This is a genomic window from Vibrio sp. JZG120 (genome assembly GCF_053890955.1).
Genome location: NZ_JBSRRK010000006.1, coordinates 231,516 through 257,562, shown reverse-complemented (window position 1 = coordinate 257,562; position 26,047 = coordinate 231,516). Strand labels below are relative to the sequence as shown.

General features: G+C 44.3%; 26 protein-coding genes. 19 read left to right on the top strand and 7 right to left on the bottom strand.

The window, feature by feature from the left end:
• Window positions 1-5 precede the first annotated feature (5 nt).
• The gene (gene cobO, locus ACWPOD_RS15285) at window positions 6-611 is read right to left on the bottom strand and encodes a cob(I)yrinic acid a,c-diamide adenosyltransferase (protein ID WP_170902936.1); all 606 of its coding nucleotides are present in this window, start codon (window positions 609-611) and stop codon (window positions 6-8) included.
• Between the two features lie 117 nt (window positions 612-728).
• Between cobO and ACWPOD_RS15280 the strand changes: the two genes are divergently transcribed.
• Window positions 729-1,178 (top strand): low molecular weight protein-tyrosine-phosphatase, encoded by a 450-nt coding sequence (locus ACWPOD_RS15280; protein WP_456232031.1) that lies wholly within the window; start codon window positions 729-731, stop codon window positions 1,176-1,178.
• Window positions 1,179-1,238: 60 nt separating this feature from the next.
• Here the strand turns inward: ACWPOD_RS15280 and ACWPOD_RS15275 are convergent, their stop codons facing one another.
• Entirely contained in the window at window positions 1,239-2,798 is a 1,560-nt protein-coding gene (locus tag ACWPOD_RS15275; protein ID WP_005380840.1) for a SulP family inorganic anion transporter, read from the bottom strand.
• Between the two features lie 333 nt (window positions 2,799-3,131).
• Window positions 3,132-6,215, bottom strand: a complete 3,084-nt coding sequence (gene rne, locus ACWPOD_RS15270; protein WP_006742828.1) for a ribonuclease E — start codon at window positions 6,213-6,215, stop codon at window positions 3,132-3,134.
• A gap of 639 nt (window positions 6,216-6,854) precedes the next feature.
• On the opposite strand from rne, the gene rluC reads away from it, so the two are divergent.
• Window positions 6,855-7,799, top strand: a complete 945-nt coding sequence (gene rluC, locus ACWPOD_RS15265; protein ID WP_005396975.1) for a 23S rRNA pseudouridine(955/2504/2580) synthase RluC — start codon at window positions 6,855-6,857, stop codon at window positions 7,797-7,799.
• Between the two features lie 59 nt (window positions 7,800-7,858).
• Here the strand turns inward: rluC and ACWPOD_RS15260 are convergent, their stop codons facing one another.
• The gene (locus ACWPOD_RS15260; RefSeq protein WP_005396976.1) at window positions 7,859-8,440 is read right to left on the bottom strand and encodes a Maf family protein; all 582 of its coding nucleotides are present in this window, start codon (window positions 8,438-8,440) and stop codon (window positions 7,859-7,861) included.
• Between the two features lie 149 nt (window positions 8,441-8,589).
• Between ACWPOD_RS15260 and yceD the strand changes: the two genes are divergently transcribed.
• The 15 genes from yceD to ACWPOD_RS15185 all read left to right on the top strand — a co-directional run bounded on the left by yceD (window position 8,590) and on the right by ACWPOD_RS15185 (window position 21,740).
• Window positions 8,590-9,114: a 23S rRNA accumulation protein YceD gene (yceD, locus tag ACWPOD_RS15255; protein WP_005396977.1), complete on the top strand. Its 525-nt coding sequence runs from the start codon at window positions 8,590-8,592 to the stop codon at window positions 9,112-9,114.
• 59 nt (window positions 9,115-9,173) lie between these two features.
• Entirely contained in the window at window positions 9,174-9,344 is a 171-nt protein-coding gene (gene rpmF, locus ACWPOD_RS15250; protein ID WP_005396978.1) for a 50S ribosomal protein L32, read from the top strand.
• A 10-nt stretch (window positions 9,345-9,354) separates the two neighbouring features.
• On the top strand, window positions 9,355-10,380 hold the full coding sequence (plsX, locus tag ACWPOD_RS15245; protein WP_012841590.1) for a phosphate acyltransferase PlsX: 1,026 nt from the start codon (window positions 9,355-9,357) through the stop codon (window positions 10,378-10,380).
• A gap of 5 nt (window positions 10,381-10,385) precedes the next feature.
• Window positions 10,386-11,336 carry a beta-ketoacyl-ACP synthase III gene (locus tag ACWPOD_RS15240; RefSeq protein ID WP_005396980.1) on the top strand — a complete coding sequence of 317 codons (951 nt, stop codon included), beginning with the start codon at window positions 10,386-10,388 and terminating at the stop codon, window positions 11,334-11,336.
• 75 nt (window positions 11,337-11,411) lie between these two features.
• Window positions 11,412-12,335, top strand: a complete 924-nt coding sequence (gene fabD / locus ACWPOD_RS15235) for an ACP S-malonyltransferase (protein ID WP_456232030.1) — start codon at window positions 11,412-11,414, stop codon at window positions 12,333-12,335.
• Window positions 12,336-12,381: 46 nt separating this feature from the next.
• Window positions 12,382-13,116, top strand: a complete 735-nt coding sequence (fabG, locus tag ACWPOD_RS15230; protein ID WP_031780596.1) for a 3-oxoacyl-ACP reductase FabG — start codon at window positions 12,382-12,384, stop codon at window positions 13,114-13,116.
• A 246-nt stretch (window positions 13,117-13,362) separates the two neighbouring features.
• Window positions 13,363-13,596: an acyl carrier protein gene (gene acpP / locus ACWPOD_RS15225; RefSeq protein WP_004406112.1), complete on the top strand. Its 234-nt coding sequence runs from the start codon at window positions 13,363-13,365 to the stop codon at window positions 13,594-13,596.
• Between the two features lie 93 nt (window positions 13,597-13,689).
• The gene (gene fabF / locus ACWPOD_RS15220) at window positions 13,690-14,940 is read left to right on the top strand and encodes a beta-ketoacyl-ACP synthase II (RefSeq protein WP_005396984.1); all 1,251 of its coding nucleotides are present in this window, start codon (window positions 13,690-13,692) and stop codon (window positions 14,938-14,940) included.
• 107 nt (window positions 14,941-15,047) lie between these two features.
• The gene (gene pabC, locus ACWPOD_RS15215) at window positions 15,048-15,863 is read left to right on the top strand and encodes an aminodeoxychorismate lyase (protein WP_258624195.1); all 816 of its coding nucleotides are present in this window, start codon (window positions 15,048-15,050) and stop codon (window positions 15,861-15,863) included.
• Entirely contained in the window at window positions 15,860-16,876 is a 1,017-nt protein-coding gene (mltG, locus tag ACWPOD_RS15210) for an endolytic transglycosylase MltG (protein ID WP_170891255.1), read from the top strand. The genes pabC and mltG overlap by 4 nt, the downstream gene beginning before the upstream one ends.
• Entirely contained in the window at window positions 16,873-17,505 is a 633-nt protein-coding gene (gene tmk / locus ACWPOD_RS15205; protein ID WP_031780597.1) for a dTMP kinase, read from the top strand. The genes mltG and tmk overlap by 4 nt, the downstream gene beginning before the upstream one ends.
• A gap of 27 nt (window positions 17,506-17,532) precedes the next feature.
• Window positions 17,533-18,495 (top strand): DNA polymerase III subunit delta', encoded by a 963-nt coding sequence (locus ACWPOD_RS15200; protein WP_257896834.1) that lies wholly within the window; start codon window positions 17,533-17,535, stop codon window positions 18,493-18,495.
• A complete protein-coding gene (locus tag ACWPOD_RS15195) occupies window positions 18,486-19,253 on the top strand; it encodes a TatD family hydrolase (protein WP_257896833.1) in 768 nt (255 codons plus the stop codon). Before ACWPOD_RS15200 ends, ACWPOD_RS15195 begins: the two co-directional genes overlap by 10 nt.
• 444 nt (window positions 19,254-19,697) lie before the next feature.
• Complete coding sequence (gene ptsG / locus ACWPOD_RS15190; RefSeq protein WP_006743155.1) at window positions 19,698-21,128, top strand: PTS glucose transporter subunit IIBC; 1,431 nt, start codon at window positions 19,698-19,700, stop codon at window positions 21,126-21,128.
• Window positions 21,129-21,338: 210 nt separating this feature from the next.
• A complete protein-coding gene (locus ACWPOD_RS15185) occupies window positions 21,339-21,740 on the top strand; it encodes a hypothetical protein (protein WP_005396996.1) in 402 nt (133 codons plus the stop codon).
• A gap of 64 nt (window positions 21,741-21,804) precedes the next feature.
• Here the strand turns inward: ACWPOD_RS15185 and ACWPOD_RS15180 are convergent, their stop codons facing one another.
• From ACWPOD_RS15180 to ACWPOD_RS15170, 3 genes are all read right to left on the bottom strand, one after another.
• On the bottom strand, window positions 21,805-21,900 hold the full coding sequence (locus tag ACWPOD_RS15180) for a MetS family NSS transporter small subunit (RefSeq protein WP_005372963.1): 96 nt from the start codon (window positions 21,898-21,900) through the stop codon (window positions 21,805-21,807).
• Window positions 21,897-23,363, bottom strand: coding sequence for a sodium-dependent transporter (locus ACWPOD_RS15175; RefSeq protein WP_005398219.1), 1,467 nt, complete (start codon window positions 23,361-23,363; stop codon window positions 21,897-21,899). Before ACWPOD_RS15175 ends, ACWPOD_RS15180 begins: the two co-directional genes overlap by 4 nt.
• Before the next feature lie 570 nt (window positions 23,364-23,933).
• Window positions 23,934-24,524 (bottom strand): outer membrane beta-barrel protein, encoded by a 591-nt coding sequence (locus ACWPOD_RS15170; RefSeq protein WP_456232029.1) that lies wholly within the window; start codon window positions 24,522-24,524, stop codon window positions 23,934-23,936.
• Window positions 24,525-24,651: 127 nt separating this feature from the next.
• Here ACWPOD_RS15170 and cydH point away from each other — a divergent pair, with 127 nt between their 5' ends.
• On the top strand, window positions 24,652-24,744 hold the full coding sequence (gene cydH / locus ACWPOD_RS15165) for a cytochrome bd-I oxidase subunit CydH (protein ID WP_005372970.1): 93 nt from the start codon (window positions 24,652-24,654) through the stop codon (window positions 24,742-24,744).
• Between the two features lie 44 nt (window positions 24,745-24,788).
• Window positions 24,789-25,940 carry a patatin-like phospholipase family protein gene (locus ACWPOD_RS15160; RefSeq protein WP_005398215.1) on the top strand — a complete coding sequence of 384 codons (1,152 nt, stop codon included), beginning with the start codon at window positions 24,789-24,791 and terminating at the stop codon, window positions 25,938-25,940.
• Window positions 25,941-26,047: the final 107 nt, after the last annotated feature.

Sequence of the window (26,047 nt, the reverse complement as noted above, 5' to 3'; positions counted from 1 at the left end):
GAGCTTTACCAGTCGACACCTTTCAGCGCTTTGACGCCTGACTCAAATGCATGCTTTACATTCTTCACTTCAGAAACGGTATCAGCCATTTCAATCAGAGTGCGATGAGCGCCACGACCAGTAATGACAACCGACTGCATTTTAGGGCGGTTGTTCAGCGCTTCAACGACCTCGTCTAAATCAATGTAGCCGTAGCTCACCATGTACGTCAGCTCGTCAAAAAGAACCACATCGATAGATTCATCTTTGAGCATGCGCTTACATTCTTGCCATATGCCTTGCGCTGCTTCGGTATCAGCGGCTTTGTTTTGAGTTTCCCATGTAAAGCCGGTCGCCATTACTTGGAATTCAACGCCGAGTTTCTCAAGTAGGTTGCGCTCACCATTGTCCCAAGTACCTTTAATAAACTGCGCGACAGCACAATTCAAACCATGACCCACTGCGCGTGCTATCGTACCGAATCCTGATGTCGATTTACCTTTACCATTTCCGGTAATGATCAGTAGCAGACCTTTTTCCTCTTGAGCAGCAGCAATTTTTGCGTCTACCTGTTCTTTGACTTTTTGTTGGCGAGCCTTATGGCGTGCTTCTTTATTTTCTTCGATAGACATAATACTTCCTCAATTCCTTTTTGTGCTTTGCCCAAGCTGATTTGGGTTCATTGATTTATCTCGCTATGATAGACCAACATATCGTGAAGAAAAACCACCGATAATTCAGGGAATAAAATGAAGAAAATACTTGTTGTTTGTATGGGAAACATTTGTCGGTCACCAACCGGAGAAGCAGTGTTAAGAGCGAAAGCTCAAAAGCTAGGCGTTGAAGTAGAGGTTGATTCGGCAGGTACAATTGGCTACCACGCAGGAAACCCACCGGATTCAAGAGCGATGGCAGCAGGAAAGCTGCGAGGTTATTTTTTTAAAGGAATGCAAGCGCGCCAAGTCACCATTGATGACTTTGACAAGTTTGACCTTATATTAGCCGCGGATAAAGCAAATTTGGCCGATTTATTGGATATTTGTCCGTTGAAGTATCGACACAAAGTATCGTTATTTTTAAGTCATTCTGGGTCAGGTTACGACGAAGTCCCTGATCCATATTATGGTGGAGAAGATGGCTTTGAACTGGTGCTTGATTTAATCGAAGAGGCATCAGACGCGATTTTGAAGAAGCTATAATCGCCGGGCTTGAAGACAATAGAAAAAGGGATGAGCTGAGCTCATCCCTTTTTATTCGTGTTAACCCGCGAGTATGTCGGTTGCGACTTTGTAGCTTGGGTCTTCCTTCACGTTAATTTCAACCAAGCTGCCAGCTTTGTCCAAAAGTTTACGACAATCTGGGCTTAGGTGACGAAGGTGCAGCGTTTTACCTTGAGCATTGTAACGCTCTGCTAGTGTTTCAATCGCTTCAATTGCAGAGTGATCAGTCACGCGAGAGTCTGCAAAATCGACAATCACATCTTTTGGATCTTCAGGCGCGTTAAACAACTCCAAGAAGTTAGCGGCAGAACCAAAGAAAATAGGACCGTGAATCTTGTACTCTTTTGAACCTTCCTCGTTTAAGCACGTGTCGGCATAGATATGCTTAGCGTGTTGCCATGCAAACATTAATGCAGAAACAATAACACCAACCGCTACGGCAACGGCTAGGTCAGTAAGAACAGTAACAACGGTCACAAGAACAATAACGAAGAAGTCTTGCTTCGGTACGCGACGCGCTAGTTTAAATGTTGCCCATTCGAATGTACCAATTACAACCATGAACATCACACCAACCAGAGCAGCGAGTGGGATCATTTCAATTAACGAAGAAGCGAATAAGATAAACATCAATAGAGCGATAGCAGCAACGATACCAGATAGACGACCGCGACCACCTGAGTTTACGTTGATCATCGACTGACCAATCATTGCACAACCACCCATAGCACCAAACACAGAACAAGTCATGTTTGCCATACCTTGACCGATACATTCGCGGTTAGATTGACCACGAGTGTTCGTCATCTCATCTAAAACTGTCAGCGTTAGCAGAGATTCAATTAGACCAATGGCCGCTAGAATGATCGCGTATGGAAGAATGATTTGTAGAGTTTCTAGCGTAAATGGCACCGCCGGAATAGAGAAGGTCGGCAGTGAACCTGCGAGTGTTGCCGCTTCATCACCAGACATTGTACGCAAGAAGTCAACAACAGTGCGAGTTTCCAGATCCAAACCAACCACTAAAGCAGTCACCGTTACGATTGCAACAAGTGAAGAGGGTACAGCCGTTGTGATTTTTGGTAGAAAGTGAATGATTGCCATAGTTAGCGCAACCAAACCAAGCATTAGTAGCATTTGGTCTTGTGGTAGCCAAGTAAGCATGCCGTTGATATCTGGCGCTTTAAACTGACCCAACTGAGCTAGGAAGATAACAATAGCCAGACCGTTCACAAAACCAATCATCACAGGGTGAGGCACGATACGGATGAACTTACCCAATTTAAACATACCAGCGGCAATTTGAAGTATACCAGCGAGCATGATGGCTGCGAATAGGTACTGGACACCGTGAGTCGCGACAAGCGAAACCATTACGACTGCCATGGCACCTGTTGCACCAGAGATCATGCCGGGGCGACCACCGAAAATGGAAGTAATAAGACCAACGATGAATGCAGCGTAAAGACCGACCATCGGATCTACGCCTGCGACGAACGCAAATGCGACAGCTTCAGGAACCAATGCTAGCGCAACGGTTAAGCCTGATAGCACATCATTTTTTACGGAGTGCTTAGAAAATTGGGGAAATTCGAACATGTTTGTTTTTAAGTTCTCTTTGCAATGAGTTAAACCCGACACATATTCGTATTTGCACAAGCCACTGAGTGGTTGATTTCTAATCAAACATTGCAGTGTAAACCGTAGTATTAAAAGAGCAGCATCAGAATGGTGTCGAAAACTTGAGTCGGCGCATGCTACCGAAAAGTGTGATTAAGTTCAAGAATGATACGAATAATGGCGTACAAATGTGATCACGAATTGGTATTTATATGAACAATTTATTGGGCAAATATGAAGATAAAAAAAGGCTACCATCTGGTAGCCTTTAATTTATTTATGCCGTTAAGCAGTTGAACGTAATGATTTAGCCTAGTTAAAGTTAGGCTTTGTCATCTCTGCCGATGCGCGGTTTTTAGCCACTTGGCTACCCGCACCTTTAGCTTGGTAACGTTCGGTTTTGAACGGCGCTGCTGCAACAGTGATTTCGCGTAGCTCTTGAGGGCCAGGTGCTTTTGTCATCGGTGCGCTAGCGTTTAGCTTAGCAGCAACTTTAATGGCTTCGACTTTAGGCTCTGGTTTAGCTACTGGCGCTTCGGCTGCAATCTCTTTTGCTGCTTCAACCACAGGCTCTTCAGCTGGTGCCGTTTCTACAATGGCATCAACCGGTTCAGCATGTTCAGTTGCAGGAGTTTCAACGATAGGCTCTACAGAGGCTGTTTCTACTACTGCCGATTCAGTTTTTTCTGCGATTACTGCTTCCACAACAGGTGCTTCTACTGCTGGAGATTCAACTTTCGCTTCAACTGTTTCTTGAACCTTTGATTCAACAACTGGTGCTTCTGTTACAACAGGTTGCTCGCGGCGAATAATCACTTTACCCATAGCCATTTCTGGGCAAGCAAAACCACCTTGCATTGTAGGTACTGCTGCTACTGCTTCTTCCTTAACTTGCTCTTCTTTCTTAGGTGCTGGTTTCGGAATGTAGCGTGGCATTACTTTACCCATAGCCATCTCAGGAGAAGCTACACCACCTTTACGCAGGCGGAACGGGTTAGGACGGCGATCGCGACCACGGCGACGGCGCTGACCGCTTGCACGCAGGTGACGTGGCGAACGACGGTTACGACGTTGCTTAGACTCTGCTTGCTTGTTGTCTTGCTGTGTTTCTACCGCTGCTTCTGTTGGCTTCTCAACTTTGGTTTCAACCATTTCTTGAGTCTTAACCGCCGTTTCTTCTGTTTTCTTCTCAACCGCTTCTTGGTCTTTAACGCGTACAGACTTGTTCAGTTTGCGACGTTGGCGACGCTCCTTCACTTTTTCTGCTTTCGCGTTTTGTTGCTTTGGTTTGCTCTCTTCTGGTTTTGTTTCAGTTCGAGCTTCTGCCGCTAGCTGCAGGCCTTTTTCCGCTACTTTTGCATTTGCTTTTTGCTCTTGGGCTTTGTCTGCTTGTTGAGCTTTAGGCTTACGCTTTTGGTTGCGGTTTTGCTGTTTATTGGTTTGTTGTTGCGCTTCGTTTTGCTCATTCGCTTGCTCATCACGAGGCTTACGACGACGTCGGTTATCACGGTTATCACGATTGTCGCGGTTCTCACGATTATCGCGTTGGTTGTTATTGCGACGACGATCATTGCGATCACGTTTGTTGCGTCGATTATCGCGATTTGGCTTTTTCTCTTCCTGAGGTTTCGGTTCTTCTTTTACCTCTTCAGAACCGCCGAATAGGAAACTACCAAGTGCTTTAAACAAACGGCTGAACAGTCCAGGTTTTTCTTCTTGTTCAACTTTCTGTTCTTTCTTCTTCGCCTCAGGGGCAGGTTTAGCTGCTGGTGCAGGTGCCGTTTGAGAAGGAGCCGCAAAGCCTTTAAGAACAGGTTCTTCGATTCGTTTAGGTTTTACGTCAACTTCCGCTGGCTCTTTACCTTCCGCTTCTTTCATTGCTTCCAGTTTTTTAGGAAGTAGGTAAGAAATCAGATCGAACTCTTCACCTTCACGAACACGGATAACTTCGAAGTGCGGCGTTTCCATGTCAGAGTTTGGAACAACCGTAATCTTCACTTCTTGAATGCGTTCGATATGGTTAACTGAACGACGTTTTTCGTTCAACAAGTAAGAAGCGATTGGCACAGGTACAACTGCGAGAACTTGCGCTGTATTGTCTTTCAGTGCTTCCTCTTCGATTAAACGAAGCACAGAAAGTGCTAGAGATTCGTTGTCGCGAACGACTCCAGTACCGCTACAGCGAGGACAGATGTGGTGGCTTGCTTCTGCTAGAGAAGGGCTTAAACGTTGACGTGACATCTCCAACAAACCAAAGCGAGAAATACGACCGATTTGTACACGAGCGCGGTCAAGACGAACGGCTTCACGTAGACGGTTTTCTACTTCTCGTTGGTGGCGAACAGGTGTCATATCGATAAAGTCGATAACCACTAAGCCACCCAAGTCACGTAGACGTAACTGGCGAGCAATTTCGTCGGCTGCTTCTAGGTTCGTGTTTAGGGCTGTTTCTTCAATATCGCCGCCCTTGGTTGCACGAGCAGAGTTGATATCGATAGACGTTAGTGCTTCGGTTGGGTCAATAACAATAGAACCACCAGATGGCAGACGCACTTCACGTTGGAAAGCCGATTCAATTTGGCTTTCGATTTGGTAGTGGCTGAATAGTGGAACTTCGCCTTCATATTTCTTAACGCGGTTAAGGAAATCAGGGCGCACCAATTGAATGTGCTCTTTTGCACGTTCGTAGATGGTGTTGCTGTCAATTAAGATTTCGCCAATATCACGACGCAAATAGTCACGGATTGCACGAACGATAACGTTACTTTCTTGGTGGATTAAGAATGGAGCAGGGTTCGAGTCCGCTGCACCTTTGATTGCACCCCAGTGGTTAAGTAGTACATTCAAATCCCACTCAAGTTCTTCAGCACTCTTGCCAACGCCAGCAGTACGTACGATTAGGCCCATGCCCTGAGGCAGTTCCAAAGTACTTAATGCGGCTTTTAGTTGAGTACGCTCGTCACCTTCGATTCGACGAGAAATACCGCCAGCACGAGGGTTGTTAGGCATCAGAACAAGGTAACTACCAGCAAGAGAAATGAAAGTAGTAAGAGCTGCGCCCTTGCTTCCACGTTCTTCTTTTTCCACTTGAACGATAACTTCTTGGCCTTCCGTTAGCACTTCTTTAATGCTTGGACGACCTTGGTAGGTGTAACCTTCAGGGAAATATTCGCGGGCAATTTCTTTGAGAGGGAGGAAACCGTGACGCTCGGCGCCGTAATCAACAAATGCGGCTTCTAAGCTTGGTTCGATACGTGTGATACGTCCTTTATAGATATTCGCTTTTTTAGATTCATGACCTGGACTCTCGATATCAAGATCGAAAAGTCGCTGGCCATCAACCAGAGCGACACGCAACTCTTCTTTTTGAGTTGCGTTAATTAACATTCTTTTCATTGAAAATTCTCGTTGTCTTTTCTTTTATATCTTTCTTGTCGACTTGCCACTGTTTTTTCGCTCTTTCACGGTGCCTGATCCCATGGCTTGTATTTTGCAGCCTCCCGGCTGGAAGGGGATGCTCTCGGGCACTTCAGTCATCACAAGCCTCTTGTGGTTTCTGTTGGAAACGTAGACTTGTGACCCGCTATTTGGGCGGTAGGTACTCAACGTGAATATGCGAGGAGTAGGGTGGCAAGAGTGTTGAATTCGATGTGTCTCACGCCAATGCTGCACTCGACCTTCAACGATCTACTCACATTGCTTGAGGATAAATGATTGGTAATGAATAAAATGTAACCAAACCTTCCTTAGCAGCTGTGAACTATAGCAGTGCGCGTGGCTATCAGCAATCTGCTTTCACGCAAACGATAGAAAATTTGCCGCTAAACTCAAAATTTCTAATTTATAACTGGCTGTTTCATAAGCAATTGAGATGTGTAAACTGATCAAGACAGAAAACAAATTGAGAACTCGATTGAGAGTTTTAATAATTTAAACAAAAGCTTGGCGAAATTTAGACCAGTTTGTACTATCAAGTGTTTCTTTTACGACAAGAATAATGTGAAGTCGCGCGAAATTGAGTTTACAATACCGCCCATGAGCGAAATAAGAACAAAAGTCCAGTTCGTCGACATTGACGAAGATATGGCGGGTCAGCGCATTGATAATTTTTTGCGCAACCAATTAAAAGACATCCCTAAAAGCATGATTTACCGAATCGTGCGTAAGGGCGAAGTACGTGTAAATAAAAAGCGTATAAAAGCAGAGTACAAGTTAAAAGCAGGCGATCTCGTTCGTATTCCACCGGTGACAGTCGAGAAAAAAGATGACGATGTCGCGCCAAGTACGAAACTAAACAAAGTCGCAGAGTTGGAAGATATGATCATCTTCGAAGATGATCATATGTTGATTCTAAACAAACCATCTGGTACCGCTGTGCATGGTGGCAGTGGCTTAAAGTTTGGCGCGATTGAAGCGCTTAGAGCTCTGCGTCCTCAAGCTCGCTTTCTTGAACTTGTGCATCGTATTGACCGTGATACTTCAGGTATCTTGCTGGTTGCTAAGAAGCGTTCTGCACTTCGTCACTTGCAAGCCCAGTTTCGTGAAAAGACAGTGAAGAAGTTTTACTTAGCTCTTGTCATGGGACAATGGAAAAGCAGTTGTAAGGTTGTGAACGCGCCACTGCTTAAAAACGAAGTGAACAGTATTGTTCGTGTTAACCCTAACGGTAAGCCGTCTGAAACGCGTTTTAAAATTTTGGAAAAGTTTGAACAAGCAACATTGATTCAAGCGAGTCCGATTACTGGTCGAACTCACCAAATCCGAGTTCATACACAATACACGGGCCACCCAATCGCTTGGGATGATCGCTACGGTGACCGTCGCTTTGATGCTTACACAGGTCAAGTTGGTTTAGACCGTTTGTTCCTACACGCGGCAAACATCAAGTTCCAACACCCATCAAATGATGAGTGGATGGAAATCAACGCACCGATGGAACCGAAGCTAGAAAAAGTGTTGGCGGGTTTAAGAAACGCGTAACCATGTTTTCCTCGTGGACACGAAAAGGGAGCCTGTGGTTCCCTTTTATAGTATTTGTATCAAAGGACATCGAGTCCTTGAACATGCAACATATCAATCAAATCAATCAATGGTAGTCCGACAAGTGTGTTCGGGTCTTTCCCCACCAATTTGTTAAACAAACAAATTCCCATTCCTTCGCTTTTAAAGCTGCCTGCGCAGTAAAAAGGTTCTTCCCTGTCGACGTAGCGTTCGATTTGTTCAAGCGTCAAATCTCTAAAGTGTACTTCGAAAGAATCAAAGCCGACTTCTGTATGGTTTGTGACGGTGTTATGTACCGCAAGACCGGTATAGAAAGTGATGACTTTTCCACTTTGAGACAAAAGTTGATTTATTGCGTTGTCTCTATTTAAAGGCTTGCCAACGATTTCACCATTAATGACACAAACCTGGTCACTGCCGATAACTAAACTTGCTTTATCCGTCTGGCAAGATGTTGCTTTCTCTTGGGCCAATCTTTGCACCAGTTCAAGAGGCGTTTCCTGGTCAAACGGTGTTTCATCGCAATCAGGTGATAAACAAATGAACGGTAGTGAAAGCTTTTCAAGCAGTTGTTTACGAAAAGGGGAGGTTGAAGCTAAAACCAGTTGGTAATTTTTCATTTTGAATTACAATTCGTGGGAGCATTTCCGATAGGATAATCGATCAAAAATGATTCTGGCTAATGCTCTGTATGTTAAGCGTAAAAAAGTACAACTTTTTTGCCTTTTTCTTTGACTAATTTTGATTTGGAAGATAATATTCGCGCCCTATGCAAAAGGTAAAAATACCGCGAACGGTTGACCCAGCAAAAGCTGCACAGAAACGATTGGATTACGATGGCATCATCCAAGCTAGTCTTTTCAAGCGCTTAGCGGAAACAACTGAAGGCGTAAAACGCGACGCAGAAGTCTCATTGTCATTTGGGATGGATGAACAGCGACTCGTTGTTATCTCTGGTAAAGCTAACATCGAAGTCGATTTAGAGTGTCAGCGTTGTAATGAGGTATTCGCACATGAGTGCGAAGTTGAGTTCCTTTCTACTCCTTACTACGGTGAGAAAACAGAACAGGAAGCACCAGAAATTTATGATTTGGTAGATCTAAATGAATATGGTGAATTAGACCTTATACAACTGGTTGAAGACGAGTTCATCTTAGCATTACCTCAAATTGCGATGCACGATGAAGCGGATTGTAGCGTTGATTCAAATAACATGGTTTTTGGTGAGATTCCTGAAGAAATTGAGGAAGAAAAACCGAATCCATTCGACGTTTTGAAAAGTCTGAAAAAGTAATAGGTGTGGTAACCGATTCTTCTTCAGGTTTTTAACCCAATAGTATAGGAGTAGGGTCAATGGCCGTACAGAAAAACCGTAAAACTCGTTCTAAGCGCGGTATGCGTCGTTCACACGATGCGCTAACTACAGCTGCTCTATCTGTAGACGCGACTTCTGGTGAAACTCACCTACGCCACAACGTAACTGCTGAAGGTTACTACCGTGGTCAAAAGGTTATCAACAAGTAAGGTTGAACCTTTGCAAAGTATTACCGTTGCACTTGATGCAATGGGCGGGGATTTCGGTCCACGCGTAACAGTGCCTGCCGCCGTGCAGGCACTGTCTCATTTCCCAGAGCTAAAAGTGATTCTTATAGGTGATCAATCTCTGATCACGTCTCAATTATCTCAACTCGGTACCTCGACCAGTTCCCGCTTGACTATTCTTCATAGTGAGAAAGTTATCTCGAACTCAGAAAAACCTTCATTGGCACTACGTAATAGCCAAAATAGTTCCATGCGTATGGCTATCGATTTGGTTTCTGAGCAGAAGGCGGATGCTTGTGTTAGTGGTGGCAACACCGGTGCATTAATGGCACTATCGCGTTTCATTCTTAAGTTACTTCCTGGTATTGAACGTCCTGCTTTAGTTTCAGCTTTACCGACGATTACTGGAAAGCGTACTTGGATGCTAGATCTAGGTGCGAATGTATCGTGCGATGCTGATAGTTTGTTCCAATTTGCTGTAATGGGCAGTGCATTAGCAGAAGAACACTTAGGTTGTCCTCCTCGCGTTGCTGTACTCAATATTGGCGCAGAAGAGATTAAAGGTAACGATTTAGTCAAACGTTGCGCAGAAATGCTTTCTCAGACCGACGCGATTAACTTTGTTGGTTATATTGAAGGTAATCAAATTTTGCATGATGTTGCAGACGTCATTGTATGTGATGGGTTTGTCGGCAACGTATGCTTAAAAGCCAGTGAGGGAACAGCTCAACTTTTTATCGAAAAAATTAAAACCAGTATGATGGCGTCAACGATAAAGGGTTGGATTGCTAGAAAGTTGTTTTCTCGGCTATTTAATGAACTAAAAACACTGAACCCCGACCAGTATAACGGCGCAAGTTTGCTAGGATTGCGCGGCATTGTCATAAAAAGCCATGGAAGTGCGGATGTATCTGCGATTGTCAATGCACTTGGCGAGGCAGTACACGAGGTCAAACGACAAGTACCAAGCCGTATTAGCGATCGTTTGGAAGCGGTTTTACTCGAGAGGCATTATTAGTCTTCATGTATAGCAAAATTTTAGGTACTGGCAGCTACCTGCCATCTCAGGTGCGTACAAACGCAGATCTAGAGAAAATGGTAGATACAAGTGATGAGTGGATCGTTGCTCGCACGGGTATTAAAGAGCGTCGAATTGCTGCAGAAAATGAGACTGTAGCGGACATGGCATTCTACGCAGCTGAAAACGCTATCGATATGGCGGGTATTGATAAAAACGATATCGACCTGATTATCGTAGCCACAACGAGCAGTAGCCATACTTTCCCTTCATCTGCGTGTCAGGTGCAGGCAAAGCTTGGCATTAAAGGTTGTCCAGCTTTTGACTTAGCCGCTGCTTGTTCTGGTTTTGTGTACGCATTATCCGTTGCAGACCAACATATTAAATCGGGTATGTGTAAAAACGTACTTGTTATTGGTTCAGATGCTTTGTCTAAAACGTGTGATCCGACAGACCGTTCAACCATTATCCTATTTGGTGATGGTGCTGGAGCCGTTGTCGTAGGCGCTAGCCAAGAGCCAGGTATTATTTCTACCCACATATACTCGGATGGTCAATTCGGTGAGCTACTAAGCCTACCTGTACCTGAGCGTGGTCAAGATGCTGACAAATGGCTTCATATGGCAGGTAACGAAGTATTCAAAGTCGCTGTCACTCAGTTATCGAAACTAGTAAAAGATACGCTTGAAGCCAACAACATGCATAAGTCTGAACTAGACTGGCTAGTACCGCATCAAGCGAACTATCGAATTATTTCGGCAACAGCGAAAAAGCTTTCAATGTCTTTGGACCAAGTCGTAGTGACATTAGACCGACACGGGAACACTTCTGCGGCGACAGTACCGTCTGCGCTGGATGAAGCTGTGCGCGATGGTCGCATTAAACGCGGGCAGACTTTATTGCTAGAGGCGTTTGGTGGCGGTTTCACTTGGGGCTCTGCTCTGGTGAAGTTCTAAGTTTCACGAGAATTCAAAATTTAAGGTGCACTTGTTGCATCTTATTTCTTTTTACTTTGCTTAAAGGAAAACAACATGAGCAAGTTTGCTATCGTATTTCCAGGTCAAGGTTCTCAAGCTGTAGGTATGCTTGCAGAACTAGGCGAACAATATGACGTAGTAAAACAAACATTTGCAGAAGCATCTGACGCACTAGGTTACGATCTATGGGCGCTTGTTCAAAATGGACCTGCAGAAGATTTAAACGAGACTTTCCGCACTCAACCAGCTTTGCTAGCTTCATCTGTTGCAATCTGGCGTGTATGGCAGGAGATCGGTTTAGAGCAACCAGCAAACCTAGCCGGTCACAGCCTAGGTGAGTACTCAGCACTTGTATGTGCGGGTGTTATTGATTTTAAAGAAGCAATCAAGCTGGTTGAATTACGTGGTCAACTTATGCAAGAAGCAGTACCAGCTGGTACTGGCGCAATGTACGCGATTATCGGTTTGGCTGATGACGCGATTGCAAAAGCGTGTGAAGACGCAGCGCAAGGCGAAGTGGTCTCTCCAGTAAACTTTAACTCGCCTGGTCAGGTAGTTATCGCGGGTAGCAAAGACGCAGTAGAGCGTGCGGGAGCGCTATGTAAAGAAGCTGGTGCGAAACGTGCGCTTCCTCTTCCTGTTTCAGTGCCATCACACTGTGCGCTTATGAAGCCAGCAGCGGAAAAACTTGCAGTAGCTCTTGAGTCTATCGAATTTAACTCACCACAGCTTCCAGTTATCAACAACGTTGATGTGGTCGCTGAGACAGATCCTGCAAAAATCAAAGATGCGCTTGTTCGTCAGCTACATAGCCCAGTTCGCTGGACTGAAACAGTCGAGCTTATGCACGAGCAAGGGGTAGAACAGCTTCTTGAGCTTGGTCCTGGTAAGGTTTTAACAGGTCTAACAAAACGTATCGTGAAAACGCTAACTGCAGCAGCAGTGAATGATGTTGCGTCGCTAGACGCGGCGAAGTAATCCATCAAGCGATAAAACTTGCGATAAGAAAAGGAAACACAACATGATGAATCTAGAAGGTAAGATCGCGCTAGTTACCGGCGCAAGCCGTGGTATTGGCCGCGCGATCGCGGAACTTCTTGTAGAGCGCGGTGCGACGGTTATCGGTACGGCTACTTCTGAAAGTGGCGCTGCTGCTATCAGCGAGTATCTTGGTGATAACGGTAAAGGTCTGGCACTGAACGTGACCGATGTCGAGTCTATCGAAGCGACACTAAAAACGATCAACGAAGAATTTGGCGTGATCGATATTCTGGTGAATAACGCTGGTATTACTCGTGACAACCTATTGATGCGTATGAAAGATGATGAGTGGAACGACATCATCGATACCAACCTAACGCCTATCTACCGCATGTCTAAAGCGGTTTTACGCGGCATGATGAAAAAACGTGCGGGTCGTATCATCAACGTAGGCTCTGTTGTTGGTACCATGGGTAACGCAGGTCAAACTAACTACGCAGCAGCGAAAGCGGGCGTGATTGGTTTTACTAAATCAATGGCTCGTGAAGTTGCGTCTCGTGGTGTAACAGTGAACACTGTTGCCCCTGGTTTCATCGAAACTGACATGACGAAGGCACTAAATGATGAGCAACGTGCGGCAACGTTGTCGAACGTGCCAGCTGGTCGTTTAGGTGACCCACGTGAAATTGCATCAGCAGTAGTTTTCCTTGCTTCTCCTGAAGCAGCGTACATTACTGGTGAAACTTTGCATGTAAATGGTGGCATGTACATGGTTTAATGAGACAGTTTGTGCAAAATAAGCTATTTTACATTGTGAAAAATAGCCTATAGTTGCAGTTAACTGTCATGAACTTGTCATGCTTATGCGCAAGATTTGTGCATGATTTAAGTCAAAAATGTATTGAAATTCGGTTAAATTCGCTAATTTTGTGGTTTGACCAGCAAGGACCCCCTTGCAACTTTCAATAGTTCGAATAAACTACGGAATCATCGCATTAGGCGAAATCTGTAAAGGAAAAGAAAAATGAGCAACATCGAAGAACGCGTAAAGAAAATCATTGTTGAACAGCTAGGTGTAGACGAAGCAGAAGTTAAAAACGAAGCTTCTTTCGTTGACGATCTAGGTGCTGATTCTCTAGACACTGTAGAACTAGTTATGGCTCTAGAAGAGGAATTCGACACTGAGATTCCTGACGAAGAAGCTGAGAAGATCACTACTGTTCAAGCTGCAATCGACTACGTAAACAGCGCTCAGTAATTAGCTCTCCCAGGCGGTCTCCTAGACCGCCTGTGTTCTTTCTAACTTCTTCTATCCTCTCATAGAAATATTCAATTCCCGGAGAATTATATCGTGTCCAAGCGTCGTGTAGTTGTCACTGGCATGGGTATGTTGTCACCGGTAGGCAACACAGTAGAATCATCTTGGAAAGCCCTGCTAGAAGGTCAAAGTGGTATCGTGAATATCGAGCACTTTGATGCTACGAACTTCTCAACTCGTTTTGCAGGTCTTGTTAAAGATTTCGATTGCACAGAGTACATGTCTAAAAAAGATGCTCGTAAGATGGATCTTTTCATCCAGTACGGCATTGCAGCGGGTATTCAAGCTCTTGATAACTCTGGCTTACAAATTACCGAAGAAAATGCGGCTCGAGTTGGTGTTGCTATCGGCTCAGGCATTGGCGGTCTAGATCTGATCGAAACAGGTCACACTGCATTAGTAGAAAAAGGCCCTCGCAAAGTTAGCCCATTTTTTGTTCCTTCGACCATCGTAAATATGGTTGCAGGTAACCTATCTATCATGCGTGGTCTTCGTGGTCCAAATATCGCGATTTCTACAGCATGTACTACTGGCCTACATAACATCGGTCATGCTGCACGAATGATTGCGTACGGCGATGCAGATGCGATGGTTGCTGGTGGCGCAGAAAAAGCGTCTACGCCTCTTGGCATGGCTGGCTTCGGTGCAGCTAAAGCGCTATCTACTCGTAATGACGAACCTCAAAAAGCGTCTCGTCCATGGGATAAAGGCCGTGATGGCTTCGTTCTAGGCGATGGTGCTGGCATGATGGTGCTTGAAGAGTACGAACACGCGAAAGCACGTGGCGCGAAGATTTACGCAGAACTGGTTGGTTTTGGTATGTCTGGTGATGCTTACCACATGACTTCTCCAAGCGAAGATGGCTCTGGTGGTGCACTTGCGATGGAAGCGGCAATGCGTGACGCGAACATCACAGGCACCCAAGTAGGTTATGTGAATGCTCACGGTACATCTACTCCTGCTGGCGACGTTGCAGAAATCAAGGGCGTGAAACGTGCTCTTGGTGAAGAAGGTGCGAAGCAAGTACTTGTATCATCAACTAAGTCTATGACTGGTCACCTATTAGGTGCAGCAGGCTCTGTTGAAGCAATTATCACGGTTATGTCTTTGGTTGACCAAATCGTTCCACCAACGATTAACCTTGATGATCCAGAAGAAGGTCTAGACATCGACCTTGTGCCGCACACTGCGCGCAAAGTTGAAGGTATGGAATACGCTATCTGTAACTCGTTTGGCTTTGGTGGTACAAACGGTTCTTTGATCTTCAAAAAGTTCGCTGAGTAACACTATCTAACCTTATTTAGGTAAGCGAAACTTGTATTCTAACGGCTCGATGCTTAGCATTGAGCCGTTTTGTTTTATTTGTTGTCTGCTAATTTGAAGGTACGCGAATGTTTTGGGTAAATGGAGTTCCACAAACGCATGTAGAACTGGGTGATCGCTCATTCCAATACGGTGATGGAGGTTTTACCACCATCCTGACCCAAAACGGAGAGTTGGTTTACTGGCAAGAACACATTGAGCGTATGAAGTCCTGCCTTGACGCATTGAAGATCTCTTCCCCTGACTGGCAAGTTGTGCATGATTGGGCAAGCAAAGCGGCTTTATCTGACGCACAAGCTGGGGTGAAAATTCACGTTAGCCGTGGTATTGGTGGGCGAGGGTATAGCCCTAATGGGATTGAAGGCCCTATCGTGACGATCTCCAATTTTGCGTTTCCTTCTCATTACTCTTCTTGGCAAGAAAAAGGCGTGGATTTGGGCGTTTGTGAGACTCGTCTCGGGATTCAACCTTTACTTGCTGGACACAAGCACAACAACCGTTTAGAGCAGATTCTCGCCAAGGCTGAAATCGACGATACCGAGTTTGCAGATGCAATAACGTTAAATGTGCAAAACCATGTCATTGAAACTACAATGGCCAACCTTTTTTGGGTTAAAGGTAATAAAGTATTTACACCGGAGCTGACCTTATCTGGCGTTGCGGGCGTAATGCGTCGTAAGGTGCTTGAGTTACTAAAAGTAAGTCATATTGAAGTCATCGAGGGGCGTTTTATACTTCCAGGTTTGCTGAGCGCAGACGAGGCTTTCATGTGTAACTCAATATTAGGTGTCGCACCAATTCGCAGCATAGTGGCATCTAACTCTAAGACTATATTTCCGATAGGAAAATTGACTCAACGACTGCAAGGGAATTTAACTACGTGATTAAAAAACTGTTGGCTTTTGTTGTGCTGATCGCAGTGATAGGCGCAGCAGCTGTTTTTTATATAATTTCACAGGCTAAACAATACGTTGAAAAGCCTATTCTATTGGAACAACCTCAGCTGTTTACTGTAGAAAGTGGTACAAGCTTTCATCATGTCATGCGCGCCTTAGTTGAAGATGAGGTAATTGAAACGTCGGAGTACATCCGTTTAATACCTCACTTATATCCAGAACTGTTGCAAGTGCGAGCGGGTACTTATCAACTAGAGCCTGGTATGTCGCTTTCGCAAGCATTGGAGCACCTGAATACCGGAAAAGAATACCAGTTTGCGATCACTTTTGTTGAAGGCAGCCGCTTTTCTGAGTGGGTAGAGCAATTGAAAAGTGCTCCTTATTTAGAGCATGACTTAACCGATCTATCAGAAAAAGACATGGCAGCAAAGTTGGGTATAGAGCGAGAAAAGCTTGAAGGACTGTTTTTAGCAGAAACCTACCATTACACGGCGGGTGCAAGTGAAAGCCAGTTATTAAAACGAGCGCATCGAAAACTCAATAAGATTCTGGATGCTAACTGGGAAGCTCGTCAAGAAAAGCTGCCATTGCAAGACAAATATGAAGCCTTGATTCTGGCGTCTATCATCGAGAAAGAGACGGCTATTGACTCTGAGCGTGAGCGCGTCGCTTCTGTGTTTATCAACCGATTGAACAAACGCATGCGTTTACAAACGGATCCGACGGTTATTTATGGTATGGGTGATGCTTACGACGGAAATATTCGTAAGAAAGATTTGCGCACGCCGACACCATATAACACCTATACCATCAATGGCTTACCTCCAACCCCAATCGCGATGGCAGGTGAAGCCTCTATTGAAGCGGCTTTGAATCCAGAAAGCAGTAACTATTTATATTTCGTAGCAAGTGGAAAGGGCGGACACGTATTTTCGAAATCCCTTGCAGAGCACAATCGTGCTGTTCGAGCCTATTTAAGAGAACTAAGAAAGAACAAATGATGAAAGCAAACTTTATTGTCGTTGAAGGCCTAGAAGGCGCGGGTAAAAGCACTGCGATTAAAACCGTTTTAGATACGCTAAAAGCGGCAGGTATTGAAAATATCGTAAATACTCGTGAGCCAGGAGGCACGCCGCTAGCAGAAAAGATGCGCGCTCTGGTGAAAGAAGAGCATGAAGGCGAAGAACTTAAAGACATGACGGAGTTGCTTCTTCTATATGCTGCACGTGTCCAGTTGGTTGAGAACGTGATCAAACCAGCTTTGGCGAACGGTCAGTGGGTGGTGGGTGACCGCCACGATATGTCGTCGCAGGCTTATCAAGGTGGTGGCCGTCAGATTGACGCGTCGCTAATGAAAAACCTTCGAGACACAACGCTTGGTGATTTTAAACCTGCTTTCACTCTCTATATGGATATCGACCCTCGCGTTGGGCTTGAGCGTGCGCGTGGGCGTGGTGAGCTCGATCGTATCGAGAAGATGGATATCAGCTTCTTTGAACGTACACGAGAGCGTTATTTGGAGATTGCTCATGCTGATCCTTCTATCATTATCATTAACGCTGAGCAGGCGATCGAAGACGTGTCGCGTGATATTCGGGACGCTCTTAACGAGTGGTTAGCTCGTCAATAATAAGTGAAACTTAAATTTAGGTGACTCATGTTAAATGATTATCCATGGTTGCAGCCAGTATGGGATAACCTCAAAGTAGGGCTAGAGTCGGACAGAATACCAGGTGCGCTTTTATTGCAAAGCGAGCAAGGCTTAGGCATCGAAAAACTTATCGAGTTTTTTAGCCAAGCACTTCTTTGCCAAAATGACGCCAGTGAAGCGTGCGGTTTTTGTCATAGCTGTCAATTAAATCAATCACACAACCACCCAGATTTACACTGGATCAAACCAGAAAAAGAAGGAAAAGCGATAACGGTGGACCAAGTTCGAGCTTGCAACCGTCTTGCTCAGGAATCATCACAGCTTAATGGTTATCGCCTATTTGTTATAGAGCCAGCGGACTCTATGAATGAATCGGCATCGAATGCATTGTTAAAAACGCTAGAAGAGCCTGGGGCAAAGTGCTTGTTTTTGCTCGTTACCCACAATCAGGAGCGCCTGCTTCCAACGATTCGTAGCCGTTGCCAACACTGGGTTGTTGTGCCGCCGTCAACGGAACAAGCGATGCAATGGATGCGCGAACAAGGGGCGCAGCAAGTTCCTGCTTACGCCTTAAAACTGAATATGGGCTCTCCGATAAAAACATTGGATGCGTTAAATAATGGCGATCTCGATGCTTACTTGGCTTTTGAGCGCACTTTTATTAAGGCGATGTCTTCTCCTGCCTCAGACATTTCTGAGTGTGCTTCTTTAATGGCTAAACACTCGGAGCAATCACTAGACTGGGCGTGGTATTTACTGACAGACGCTCAGAAAGCGCAGTTTGGTGTATCAGAAGCACAAATGCTTCCTGGCGCTATAAAGTTTCAGCCGAACAACTACAACGGTTTGTACTCATCAGCGAAGGCGCTGATGGACCTCAAAGCTCAGGTGCAAGCCTTTCCTGGTCTAAACCTTGAGCTACTATCAATGAACTGGTTAATTGAATCACGAGAGGCATTATGTTCGTAGATTCTCATTGTCATTTAGACAAATTGAATTACGACGATCTCCACATCAATGTGGAAGACGTTATTAACAAAGCTCAACAAGCAAAGGTAACCGAGCTGCTTTCTGTGGGAGTTACGCTGGATTCTTTCCCTAAAATGATGGAAATGATTGAGCCTTATGAGAATGTTTATGCTTCGTGCGGTGTACACCCACTTGATGTTGAAAGCGACTTTTCGATGGACGTGCTACGTCACCACGCATCGAATGAAAAAGTCGTTGCCATTGGTGAAACAGGCTTGGATTATCATTATAAGCCAGAAACGGCAGCGTTACAGAAAGAGCGTTTTGAGCAACACGTTGATCTTGCGGTGGAGCTTAACAAACCTTTAATTATCCATACCAGAAACGCACGTGCGGATACTCTAGATATTTTGCGTAAGGGGGGGGCGGAGAAATGTGGTGGTGTTATCCACTGTTTTACAGAAGATCTTCCATTTGCTGAAGCTGCACTTGAGCTGGGGTTTTATATTTCTATCTCGGGGATTGTCACTTTCCGTCAAGCTACAGAGTTGAAAGAAGTGGTGAAGACTCTACCTCTAGAGAAGCTTCTCATTGAGACAGATTCTCCTTACTTGGCTCCAGTCCCTCACCGAGGTAAAGAGAATCAACCTGCTTATGTTGTCGAGGTGGCTTCTTATATTGCGCAACTCAAATCGTGCTCTCTTTCTGAAGTGGCACAAAAAACCACCGAAAATTTCCGAAATCTTTTTTTGCGATGAAAAATCAATAAGAGCATAAAAAAGGAGCGTACGCTCCTTTTTTGTTGATAAAAACAACAGATATACTCATGAGTTTAATGTTTACTAAAAATGTTGATTTAATAACATTCAAAAATCACAAATGTAATTTTGTTACTAAAAATAACATTGGGGCGTATTTTATTTACGCCTTAAAATTAATTATATAAATAATAAACTCTTTATAAAACAGTAATATAACTGCAATGCAAACCTTTTCATCAGCTGTTTTTGGGTGTGATCCAAGACTTGTTTTGAAACTAAATTTCGTAACTGTGTGGAAAGTTTGAGGGTCATCAATATATATTTAGAGCCGGAAAATATAATGCAGTTGTGGTTACATTTTCATTGGGTGCTAACCTTTAGGCTACGGGGGTGTGCCGTTAGTGCCCAAATAATACTTATAAATTTATCAGGAGCATAAACATGTTTAAGAACCTTTTTGCTAACCTGCAAAAAGTTGGTAAGGCGCTGATGCTTCCAGTATCAGTTTTACCAGTTGCAGGTATTTTATTAGGTGTGGGTGCTGCCCATCTAAGCTTTATTCCAGAGATCGTTTCTAATCTTATGGAACAAGCTGGTGGTTCAGTATTCGGCCAAATGGCACTTCTATTTGCAGTAGGTGTAGCTCTAGGCTTCACTAATAACGACGGTGTTGCTGGTCTTGCAGCAATCGTTGGTTACGGCATCATGACTGCAACGCTAGGTGTAATGGCGGGTGTTATGGGTGTTGAGAAAATCGATACAGGTGTACTAGGTGGTATCCTTGTCGGTGGTGTGGCTGCTTGGGCATTCAACCGTTTCTTCAAAATTCAACTTCCAGAGTATCTTGGCTTCTTCGCTGGTAAGCGTGCAGTGCCTATCATCACTGGTTTTGCAGCGATCATCCTTGGTGTTATCCTTTCTGTAATTTGGCCACCAATTGGCGGTGCAATCTCTGCATTCTCTGATTGGGCTGCGCACCAAAACCCACAACTAGCATTCGGTATCTACGGTGTTGTAGAGCGTTCTCTAATCCCATTCGGCCTACACCACGTATGGAACGTACCGTTCTTCTTCGAAGCTGGTTCTTGTGTTAACGCTGCTGGTGAAGCTCAAAACGGCGTACTAACTTGTTACCTAGTTGCTGATGAAGCATCTCGTGCTGCTGGTAATGGCTTCGGTCAGCTAGCGGGTGGTTACATGTTCAAGATGTTTGGTCTACCAGCTGCAGCAATCGCAATTGCTCACTGTGCTAAACCAGAAAACCGCGCAAAAGTAATGGGTATCATGGCGTCAGCTGCACTGACTTCATTCCTAACTGGTATTACTGAGCCTATCGAATTCTCATTCCTATTCGTTGCTCCACTACTATACGGTATCCACGCTCTACTAGCTGGTTCTGCATACATTGTTTCTAACACTCTAGGCTTTGTACACGGTACTTCTTTCTCTCACGGTCTGATCGACTTCCTAGTTCTATCTGGTAACGCTCAGAAGATGGGTCTAATGATTGCTGTTGGTCTAGTATACGCAGTGATTTACTACGTAGTGTTCCGTGGCGTAATCACAGCACTTGACCTAAAAACTCCTGGTCGTGAAGATGAAACAGAAAGTGCGGCAGCAACTTCTGGCTCTGACATGGGTGGTGAACTGGTTGCAGCGTTCGGTGGTAAAGCTAACATTACTGGTCTAGACGCATGTATCACTCGCCTACGTGTCGCGGTTGCAGATACAGCAGCTGTTGACCAAGACAAACTGAAACAACTTGGCGCTGCTGGTGTTGTAGTTGTTGCAGGTGGTGTACAGGCTATCTTCGGTACTAAGTCTGACAACCTAAAAACTGAAATGGATGAGTGGATCCGTAACCACGGCTAATCACCGTCATTCATAACAATGAATAAAAGGAGGCTTCGGCCTCCTTTTTTAGTTCCTCTCTCATTGCTAAAAGTGCTTTCTGAGTGTGATCCTAAACTCATCTTTACTTTTGCCAGTCTTTTCATACATCGCGCTTACTCATCGTTGACATATTGAAGCACCACTATGTTTGAATAGCGCATGATGTTTTTTTAATAATTGATAACGTGTATGAAGAGCAAATTAATTTTATTAGCAGGACTAGTTTCTAGTACCGCAATGGCGGCAAATGAGCCAACGAACTTGTCTGTTGGTATGGCTGTCGATCAACAGTTGAGTGTTGTTGTTGAGTTAGATAATAAGTATCGCGGCATTATCGGTAACGATGGTATGGCGTTTGATTACATCGCTAAACGTGGAACATTCGATCAAAACATGCCTGTGACCTGGTATGTTGGCGTTGGTGGTTGGTATGAATGGGATGATGAGTTTGGCGTGCGTGTACCTCTCGGTGTGAACTGGGATTTATCACGCGGCTGGGATCTTTATGGTCAAATACACCCAGAGCTAGATCTTTACAAAGGTGCTGACTTACAACTTGGTGGTGCCGTTGGCATCAAATACAGTTTCTAGAATAAAAGAAACATAAAAAACGCCGGTAAATACCGGCGTTTTTTATGTTTGGAATGCAATACTGCTATTGTTTATCCATGGCTCGCTTGATACAAACGGCAGCGCCGCCCCAAGTGATACCTAAACCAATAACCATCATAATAATTGCGCTGATTGTCATTTCGCTGTCTCCTTGCGATTTACTGCGTTAATCACTAGACCAAAGATAAATAGTGCGGCGATAAGTGCCCAGCCTACAGTTAGATCATAACCACCGTAGCCTTCAGTAAATAAAGCATAAAGCTTAGTTGCTAAGATAATGGCGAGCATAATCGGTGTTACGAAGCGTAAACAGATCTCAAACCATTGACCAATAGAGAAATCAGAGCGCTCATTTACGTAATTACGCACTTCAGGCACGCGTTTCAATAGCCACGCCATCAATACAATCTCAACCAAGCCGCCTACCATAATGCCAACGTTGTTTGCGAAGTGGTCTACTAGGTCTAGCAGCAATAGACCGCCATTTGTTGCGAACGCCATAGAAACCACAAAACCAGTTCCGATTACCACGTTTGCAGCTTTTTTTCGGCTCCACTTTAGCTTATCGATGATGGCGGATGTTACGGCTTCCATGATAGAAATGTGCGAACTTAGACCAGCAACCACCAGTGCAAAGAAGAACAGAGGACCAAGAATATATGGTGCGGGTAATAAGTTAATTGCCGCAGGTAAAGTAACAAAAGCAAGGCCAACGCCTGCAGATACCACTTCTGTTAGCGGTTTACCTTGTTCTTGAGCCATGTAACCCAAGACAGAGAAGATCATAATACCAGCTAGGATGGAGAAGCCACAGTTGATCAACACGGTCATAAACGCGTTATTCGTGATGTCTGATTTTTCTGGCAGATAACTAGAGTAAGCCAGCATGATCGCGAAGCCGATGCTTAGGGTAAAGAAGATCTGACCGTACGCAGCTGCCCATACTTTCACATCCCAAATTTTGCTGAAATCGGGTTCAAACATGTAGTTAACGCCATCCAAAGCTCCTGGCAAGAAAACCATACGTCCGATTAAAAAAATCACCATCAAGAATAGTATTGGCATCATGATTTTAGATGCGCGCTCAATCCCTGATTTCACGCCTTTGGCAATGGCGGTATAAGTAATGGCCCAAGCAATCACCATAGATAAGGCTATCTTCCATTGAATACTGCCTAAGTCTGTTGGTGAGTTGTCACCTAACTTTAGGTACTCGCTAAAGAAAAATGCGTTTGTATCGGTTCCCCAACCTTGAGTGAACGACAACCCAAAGTAAGAAATTGACCAACCGATAACTGCAACATAGTAAACGGCGATAACTGCTGCAACACCAACTTGGAACCAGCCAAGCCATTCAAATTTAGAATGAATTTTCGCTAGCGTTTTTGGTGCTGAGCCTCGGTACTTTTGTCCCATACTGAACTCAAGGATCATAAATGGAATACCGGCCGTGATCATGGCGAAAATGTAAGGAATAAAAAATGCGCCGCCACCGTTTTCATAGGCCATATATGGAAAACGCCAAATGTTTCCCAAACCGATAGCAGACCCGACTGCTGCTAAGATGAATCCCGCTCGGGATCCCCATTGTTCTCGCTTCATATTTGACTCCTATACGACTCCCTGAGGAATGAAGCTCTCTCCGTAACACAGTAATATTTGCGCAAACCGTTGGAAGAAAGGACCGCTGTTATCCATCAGCTTTTCTATCCTTAATTCTAGCTTATTATAATTTTCTAGAGCTATATTCTGGTTACTGTGAGAGAAAGTAGATTATTAATCTTAAAGTTTTGATGTGTGTTTGATAAAACTGAAATATTTATCTGTTTTCACTAATCAGACTAACTTCTAATAATACTTAGCGCAATAGAATCTAAATGTTAACTCAGGTGCGTTGTCTGGTTTTAATCTTGTTAAATTTCAGTTTGATTATGGTTTTGTGTGGGGGATTGGTTGGTTGTATGGAATAAATGACTAGAATCCAATAATCGACTTGGTGTTTAAAACTATTTTGATGAACTAGGGCGTACGGCTATCTTTTGCGCACCCCGCTAGAGAATGCTTCGTTACTTTTCTAAGCGATGATGTTTAGATGATATTCTCTATCTGCTTTGTGTAGGGCTCGCCCAGCACTCTTTGTGGCGAGCCCTACGAAGTGAAGTGTACAAAAAATTAGAAACGGAAACTAAAACCAATATTTGATTGGAATTGGTTCATCCAATCGGTATCGAACTTAATGATGCAGTTTGAGCCGTCATTAGGTAGGGTGCAGGCTCCAGAGGTATCGTTATCAACCACCGTTCCCAACCATCTCAATTGGGCTGTCAACGCAAAGTTCTTTGAAAACTCATATTCCAGCCCTGCAAAAGCGCTAGCCGAAAATCCGTATTTTTTGTCTACCCAATCAACATCTGCGTAAGAGGCTCCCAAGCCAACACCAATATAGGTTTGCCAGTTTTCTGCAACAGGGTAGTACATGCTGCTTTGAAATTGCAGGTAATGGATGTCTGCCGAATTTGATAACTTTTCAAGTTCTGTTGATTGGTTGGAGTAAAATAATCCAATTCTTCCTTTCTCAAAAGGCGTCTCGATTGAAAGTGCGTAGTTCACTGCGGGATCGAGGTTGTATGTATTGCCACTTTCGTCTTCTACTTGACCGCCACCTGTATAGCCTATGAATGGAGTAACGATAATATTGGCTTGTGCACTTACCGCGGTGCAGAGCAGTATGCTTCCTACCAGCCAGCTGAGTTTTTGGTTCATGTCCTATCTCCTTATTATGACTAAGCTAATTGTGATGGGTTAGTCAAAATTGCGCGACTAAATTAAGCAAATCTTGAACATATTTCACACTGGTGTTATTAATTTGTTACATATTAAGGAGGTGTTTATGGAACACGATCTAAAATCCGCGTTAATCATCGTGGTGACTGTTTTTGCAGTACTTTTGTCGTTTGGCATCATTGCGATTACAACGGCTTAAGATAACTACTTTTACTAAGTGTTTTAACAAAATGGCGTGAGCCTATGATACGTAACAGCGGTATAATCACAGAAAGCCACACTGAGCTTGATGTCAAAGTTTATGAGCATTTCAGGCATGGAAAAACTGCTTTAGTCACGCAAGGTGGCGGGCAGAGAGGGATTTTTACCGCTGGCGTATTAGACGCATTTTTACTTTCCAACTTTGATCCTTTCGATGAATTCTACGGTACCTCTGCTGGGGCACTCAATTTATGTTCTTACTTATGTCGTCAACACGGTATGGGCAAAGCTTTTATTACCGAGCTGACAACGTCTCCCGAATTTTTTAATCTGTTTCGTTATATTCGAAAGCAGCAGTACTTGGGTTTAGAGTGGGCGTTAGAGCGGATTCAAGATTTCCCTTACAAGCTCGATCTTGATTTAGGCCGCAGTGCACTAGGAGGACGAGGTGCGTTTGCAGCGGTAACAAATGTAGAGACGCTATCGGATCAATATTTACCAATCTTGGGTGACACGTGGTTTAACACCATGTTAGCAACATGCGCGATTCCTAAGTTGTACCACGGACCTGTCGACGTTAATGGCAATAAGTTTGTTGATGGTGGTGTGTCAGCTTCTATCCCTGTTCAAGAAGCGTGGCGTCAGAATGCTCGCAACATTATTGTCATCCGAACAGAACCGTTCTCGGAGATTGAAGCGAGAGCGCAAAGTGAAGTAGGGGATGTGCCTGTCGAGTGGTATCGAGAGTCTATTAATTCGGTGCAGCAATCATGGCAGCAAAAAGTGAATCGATGGAAGTTGGATTGGGCTTCGTTCTTCCAACAAAAAATTAATGCCGCCCATCAGTCGAAGCTTGCCGGAAAAATGCTATTGAATGGAGGCCGTTGGTTGTTCGGTGCTGATAATTTGTATCGTCTAAGCCATTTAATCGGTGAGAATTTTGACTCAGGTTTAGCCGACATGCTGATGATTCACTATCAAACATTTGAGCTCACTCAGGCCTTTATATCTGCTCCACCTGACGACACTTTCATTTTACAAATCGCGCCTAAAGAGGGGCTTCGTTCTTCTTCTTTGTTAAGTGACCAAGAATCACTAGAGCATGATTATCAACTCGGACTTCAGGCGGGGTTTAATCTGGTTCAACTCTATGACCAACTGAATATTGAAATTGATGGCAGAGAGAGTGCATAACCTTTTGTATTAACGACATACGCTAAATACAAAGTGAAGTGTAAATAAATGAGGCTCCGTTTCGGAGCCTCATTCGTGTGCGTACCTAATCTCTGTGGTTAATAGGG